At 64.9% G+C, this 4,507-nt stretch carries 8 protein-coding genes and 1 pseudogene; all 9 read left to right on the forward strand.

The window, feature by feature from the left end:
• Positions 1-135 (forward strand): annotated as a pseudogene (gene tuf, locus VI238_RS09815) (elongation factor Tu); the annotation flags it as partial.
• A gap of 389 nt (positions 136-524) precedes the next feature.
• Positions 525-836, forward strand: a complete 312-nt coding sequence (rpsJ, locus tag VI238_RS09820) for a 30S ribosomal protein S10 (protein WP_131994980.1) — start codon at positions 525-527, stop codon at positions 834-836.
• Between the two features lie 23 nt (positions 837-859).
• Positions 860-1,504: a 50S ribosomal protein L3 gene (gene rplC / locus VI238_RS09825; protein WP_331650859.1), complete on the forward strand. Its 645-nt coding sequence runs from the start codon at positions 860-862 to the stop codon at positions 1,502-1,504.
• A gap of 10 nt (positions 1,505-1,514) precedes the next feature.
• Entirely contained in the window at positions 1,515-2,117 is a 603-nt protein-coding gene (gene rplD, locus VI238_RS09830; protein ID WP_331650861.1) for a 50S ribosomal protein L4, read from the forward strand.
• On the forward strand, positions 2,114-2,404 hold the full coding sequence (gene rplW, locus VI238_RS09835; RefSeq protein WP_331650862.1) for a 50S ribosomal protein L23: 291 nt from the start codon (positions 2,114-2,116) through the stop codon (positions 2,402-2,404). Before rplD ends, rplW begins: the two co-directional genes overlap by 4 nt.
• A gap of 48 nt (positions 2,405-2,452) precedes the next feature.
• On the forward strand, positions 2,453-3,280 hold the full coding sequence (gene rplB, locus VI238_RS09840; protein ID WP_331650864.1) for a 50S ribosomal protein L2: 828 nt from the start codon (positions 2,453-2,455) through the stop codon (positions 3,278-3,280).
• 3 nt (positions 3,281-3,283) lie between these two features.
• Positions 3,284-3,562, forward strand: a complete 279-nt coding sequence (rpsS, locus tag VI238_RS09845) for a 30S ribosomal protein S19 (RefSeq protein WP_331650866.1) — start codon at positions 3,284-3,286, stop codon at positions 3,560-3,562.
• 11 nt (positions 3,563-3,573) lie between these two features.
• Positions 3,574-3,903 carry a 50S ribosomal protein L22 gene (gene rplV / locus VI238_RS09850; protein WP_331650867.1) on the forward strand — a complete coding sequence of 110 codons (330 nt, stop codon included), beginning with the start codon at positions 3,574-3,576 and terminating at the stop codon, positions 3,901-3,903.
• A gap of 17 nt (positions 3,904-3,920) precedes the next feature.
• Positions 3,921-4,507 (forward strand): 30S ribosomal protein S3 (gene rpsC, locus VI238_RS09855; RefSeq protein ID WP_331650869.1); only part of this gene is annotated, 587 nt, incomplete at its 3' end.

Here is a 4,507-nt window from a genome sequence, read left to right on the forward strand (position 1 = left end):
GTCATGCCGGGCGACAACGTGAAGATGGTGGTGACGCTGATCGCGCCGATCGCGATGGACGAGGGCCTGCGCTTCGCGATCCGCGAGGGCGGCCGCACGGTCGGCGCCGGCGTGGTGGCGAAGATCGTCCAGTAAGGGCCGAAAGGTCCTGGCAGGGTCCCGGAATGGATTTTCCGGGATTCTGCTTCGCAAAAGCTTCACATTCCGTGGGCATCTTGCTATAGTTGATGGCTCACTGCTGAGCCGGCGTTGTCCGGCGCGGCAAAAGACAGCGAAATGAGGCGCAGGACGCGCTTCGAGTTCGCCGACAGGATGTCGACCGCAGCGGCCCGGTACGGGGCGACCCCCGAAGGTGGGCCGGCTGCGAGGATGGTTCCAAGTTTGAGTGGGCCGGGAACGGTCCGCTCATTCTTTCGCGCAATCGCAACAGGTATTCCAAGGCCGCCCCCGTCGGGCGCGGCGGGCGGGGTTCAGTGAACTCCGTCGTCGATGAACAGCGTTCTTTCAGATTCAAGGACACGGCAATGGCGGACCAGAAGATTCGTATCCGGCTCAAGGCATTCGATCATCGCTTGATCGACCGCTCCGCGAGCGAAATCGTCGAGACGGCGAAGCGCACCGGCGCACAGGTTCGCGGACCGATTCCGCTGCCGACCAAGATCGAGCGCTACACCATTCTGGTGTCGCCGCACGCCGACAAGGATGCGCGCGACCAGTACGAGACGCGCGTGCACAAGCGCGTGATGGACATCGTCGACCCGAACGACAAGACCGTGGACGCGCTCATGAAGCTCGACCTCGCGGCCGGCGTCGACGTCCAGATCAAGCTGCACTGAAGCACAAGTAACGGGATACGACGATGAGTATCGGGTTGGTAGGTCGTAAATGCGGCATGAGCCGCGTCTTCACCGAGGATGGTCGCTCGGTGCCGGTGACGCTGATCGAGGCGACGCCGAACCGTGTCACCCAGGTGAAGACCATCGAGGCCGACGGCTACAGCGCCGTCCAGGTCACCGCCGGCGCGAAGCGCGCTGCGTTGATCAGCAAGCCCCTTGCCGGGCACTTCGCCAAGGCGAACGTGACCGCGGGCCGTGGCCTGTGGGAATTCCGCGTCGAAGCTGGCGAGCTCGGCAAGTTCGCCGTCGGCGGCGAACTCAAGGCCGATGAGGTCTTCGCGGTCGGCCAGAAGGTCGACGTGCAGGGCGTCAGCAAGGGCAAGGGCTTCCAGGGCACGATCAAGCGCCATCATTTCACGATGGGCGACGCCACGCACGGCAACTCGCTGTCGCACCGCGCTCCGGGCTCGATCGGCCAGCGCCAGACGCCGGGTCGCGTGTTTCCGGGCAAGAAGATGGCCGGCCACATGGGTAACGTGACCCGTTCGTCGATGAATCTCGAGATCGTCAAGATCGACACCGAGCGTCATCTGATCGCGATCAAGGGCTCTGTGCCCGGCGCGCCGGGCGGCGACGTGATCGTGCGTCCCGCCGTGAAGACGAAGTAAGGAGGACGCCATGGAACTCAACGTCATCGGCGCCAAGCCGGTTTCCGTCTCCGAGGCGGTGTTCGGCAAGGAATTCCGCGGAGACCTCGTGCACCAGGTCGTCGTTGCGTATCGCAACGCCGGTCGTTCTGGCACGAAGGCCCAGAAGTCGCGTTCGGACCTTTCCGGCACGACCAAGAAGTTCAAGAAGCAGAAGGGCGGCGGTGCGCGCCACGGCGACTTCCGCGCCCCGATCTTCGTCGGCGGCGGCGTCACGTTCGCTGCACGCCCGCGCAGTTTCGCGCAGAAGGTCAACCGCAAGATGTTCCGCGGCGCGATGGCCTCGATCCTGTCCGAGCTGAATCGTCAGGGCCGCATCTCGCTGGTGGAGTCGTTCGGCATCGACCAGCCCAAGACCAAGCAGATGGTCGCGAAGCTCGCCGAGCTGAAGGCCGAAGGCCGCGTCGTGCTCGTGGCCGAGAACGCGCCTGAAGCGCTGTACCTTGCCGCGCGCAACGTGCCCTACCTGCACGTCGTCGACGTCGCCGCGCTGGATCCGGTCAGCTTGGTCGGTGCGGACAAGGTCGTCATGACGGTCGAATCGCTCAAGCGTATCGAGGAGTGGCTGGCGTGAAAGAGCATCTCTACAGCGTCCTGCGCGCGCCGCACATCTCCGAGAAGAGCGCGCGCCTGCAGGAAAACAACCAGTACGTGTTCGAGGTTGCACCCGCAGCGACCAAGGCCGACGTCAAGGCGGCCGTCGAAGGGCTGTTCAGCGTCGACGTACAGTCGGTCAACCTGGTCAACGTCAAGGGCAAGGCCAGGGCATTCCGCAACCGCGCCGGTACGCGCAGCAACAAGCGCAAGGCGTACGTCCGACTCGCCGATGGCCAGACCATCGACGTGACGGCCAAGGCCTAAGGTGGATGTGGGCGCGATGAGCGTCCATGGAAATCAGGAAAAAACATCATGGCACTGATTACAGTCAAACCCACCTCCGCTGGTCGCCGTGCCGTCGTGCGCGTGTCGACGCCTGGCCTGCACAAGGGCGCGCCGTACGCACCGCTGACCGAGTCGCAGTCCAAGACCGGTGGGCGCAACCATTACGGTCGCATCACGACCCGCCACAAGGGTGGCGGCTCGAAGCAGCACTACCGCGTGATCGACTTCAAGCGCGACAAGGAAGGCATCGCCTGCCGCATCGAGCGGATCGAGTACGACCCGAATCGCACGGCGCACATCGCGCTGCTGTGCTTCGTCGACGGCGAGCGCCGCTACATCATCGCGCCGAAGGGTGCGAAGGTCGGCGACCAGCTCATGTCCGGCCACGACGCGCCGATCAAGGTCGGCAACTCCCTGCCGCTGCGCAACATTCCGATCGGCTCGACCGTGCATTGCATCGAGATGAAGCCGGGCAAGGGTGCGCAGATCGCGCGTTCTGCCGGTGCTTCCGCGCAGCTGGTGGCGCGCGAGCAGGGCTACGCCACGCTGCGCCTGCGCTCCGGCGAGATGCGCAAGGTGCCGGCGGAATGCCGCGCCACGATCGGCGAAGTCGGCAACAGCGAGCACAATCTCGAGAAGCTGGGCAAGGCCGGTGCGTCGCGCTGGCGTGGCGTGCGTCCGACCGTTCGCGGTGCCGCGATGAACCCGGTCGACCATCCGCACGGCGGCGGCGAGGCGAAGGCCGGCCAGGGTAACCCGCACCCGGTGTCCCCGTGGGGCATGCCGACGAAGGGTTACAAGACGCGCAAGAACAAGCGCACGACGCAGTTCATCGTTCGCGACCGCAGGGGTTAAGCAATGGCTCGTTCTCTGAAGAAAGGTCCGTTCGTCGACCATCACCTGATCAAGAAGGTGGAGGCCGCGGGCAATACGAAGAAGCCGATCAAGACCTGGTCGCGTCGTTCGATGATCGTACCGGAGATGGTGGGCTTCACGCTCGCGATCCACAACGGCCGCCAGCACGTACCGGTGCTGGTCAACGAAAACATGGTCGGCCACAAGCTCGGCGAATTTGCGGTCACCCGCACGTTCAAGGGGCACGGTGGCGACAAGAAGGCCGCCGAGGCCAAGAAGTGACGGTGAGCACGATGGAAGCCAAAGCGATCCTGCGCAGCGCGCGCATTTCCCCGCAGAAGGCCCGCCTGGTCGCCGACCAGGTGCGTGGCATGCCGGTCGGTCGGGCGACCAACCTGCTCCAGTTCAGCGACAAGAAGGCTGCGCACCTCATCAAGAAGGTGCTGCTGTCGGCCGTCGCGAACGCCGAAAACAACCTCGGTGCGGACGTCGACGAGCTGAAGGTCGCCCGGATCTTCGTCGACGAGGGCGCGATCCTCAAGCGCATGCATGCACGCGCGAAGGGCCGCGGCTCGCGCATCTCCAAGCGCACCAGCCACATCACCGTGGTTGTCGGCGAATAAGGCACAGGACGACTACGATGGGTCACAAAGTCAATCCGATCGGCATCCGCCTTGGCATCGCCAAGGACTGGAACTCGAAGTGGTTCGCGAACAAGCGCGAATACGCCGGGTACCTCGGTGCCGACCTCAAGGTGCGCGAGTTGCTGAAGAAGAAGCTCGCCCAGGCCGGCATTTCCCGGATCCAGATCGAGCGTCCGGCCAAGACGGCGCGCGTGACGATCCACACGGCTCGCCCGGGCGTCGTCATCGGCAAGAAGGGCGAGGACATCGAGAAGCTGCGCAAGGAAGTCTCGAACGTGATGGGCGTCCCGGCGCACATCAACGTGACCGAGGTGCGCAAGCCCGAGCTCGACGCCCAGCTCGTCGCCGAGTCGATCGCGCAGCAGCTCGAGCGCCGCATCATGTTCCGTCGCGCGATGAAGCGCTCGGTCCAGAACGCGATGCGCCTCGGCGCGCTGGGCATCAAGGTCAATGTCGCCGGCCGCCTGAATGGCGCCGAGATCGCGCGCTCCGAGTGGTACCGCGAAGGTCGCGTGCCGCTGCATACGCTGCGCGCGGACATCGACTACGGCTTCGCCGAGGCGAAGACCACGTACGGAATCAT

The sequence above is a fragment of the Dokdonella sp. genome (assembly GCF_036518555.1).
Lineage (GTDB): Bacteria > Pseudomonadota > Gammaproteobacteria > Xanthomonadales > Rhodanobacteraceae > Dokdonella_A.